Source organism: Methylosinus sp. R-45379 (genome assembly GCF_001644125.1).
In the GTDB taxonomy this organism is placed as follows: domain Bacteria; phylum Pseudomonadota; class Alphaproteobacteria; order Rhizobiales; family Beijerinckiaceae; genus Methylosinus.
In genome coordinates, this window is sequence record NZ_LUUM01000240.1 from 1 (window position 1) to 1,053 (window position 1,053).

A 1,053-nucleotide genomic window follows, 5' to 3' on the forward strand; every position below is an offset into this window, starting at 1 on the left:
ACGCCCTGCGCTTTCGCGGCGTCGGCGGCCCTTTCCCCGGTATATCCCTGATCGACATAGATCAGCTCGATGTTCTCGCCGGTCGCCTGCTGCACGGACTCGGCGGGCTTTCCGACCTCGGCGCGATCATCGACATTCGCTGGCGGGACATGCAGAGCCAGCAAATGGCCCAAGGAGTCGACCGCCATATGGAGTTTCGAGCCGCGCTTGCGTTTGCCGCCGTCATAGCCTGCGCGTGGGCCGCTTTCAGGCGTCGAGCGCAGAGTGCGGCTGTCGATGATCGCCGTCGTCGGCTCCTCCTTGCGTCCCGCCGCCAGCCGCAACACGGCTCGCAAATCCTGGGCGAGCGTTTCGAACACGCCGGCTGCGGTCGATCATCGTTTTACGCTCAGCAATCCCGCTTTGGTGGTCGCGGTAGGGACGTGGGTTGCCCCACGCCCCCCGCACAGATCCGTACGTGCAGAATTACCGCATACGGCTCTTGCCTCGAGTCATGACGCGAAGCGCTGGTTCGGATAGGGATGCAGAACACGGACCTTGGGGATGTAGAGCGCGATGAGGCGTTGGAAGCGCTCCCAGGTCAGGCGCGAACGCTGACTGCGCCGTCGCAGAGCGCGCATCCAAGCCCGGCAGACTTCGGCGCGGAACATTCCGAGCCTTTTCAGATTGCCAGGCACTGCGTGATAGTTCAGGTAGCCCTGCACAACTCGACGAAGCCATACGCCCACCGCTTTGATTGGCGCATGCCGACGTTGCATCAGGGCTGCTCGGATCGCTTTCAATGTCGCGCGGAGCCTCTTCGCCACAGTCAACCTCCGTACGATAAAACTTCGAGTTTTTCTCCGCTGCCCGCAGATATGCGTGAAGCCGAGAAAGTCGAAGGTTTCCGGGCGGCGTTGCCCGCGACGAGCGCGGCGCTCGATTGCATAGCGTCCGAACTCCAGTATTCGGGTTTTCGCCTCGTTTAGCGAGAGCCCGAACTGGCCCAAACGCTTTCGCAGGCCATCGAGAAACGCCCGAGCATCCTCGGCGAACTCGAAGCCCACAACGCTG

The 1,053-nt window shown here is 62.5% G+C and carries 2 pseudogenes; both read right to left on the reverse strand.

The annotated features are described in order from the left end of the window. Nucleotides 1-368 (reverse strand): annotated as a pseudogene (locus A1351_RS10875) (transposase); the annotation flags it as partial. A gap of 123 nt (nucleotides 369-491) precedes the next feature. Then, nucleotides 492-1,053: pseudogene (locus A1351_RS25325) on the reverse strand (group II intron reverse transcriptase/maturase); the annotation flags it as partial.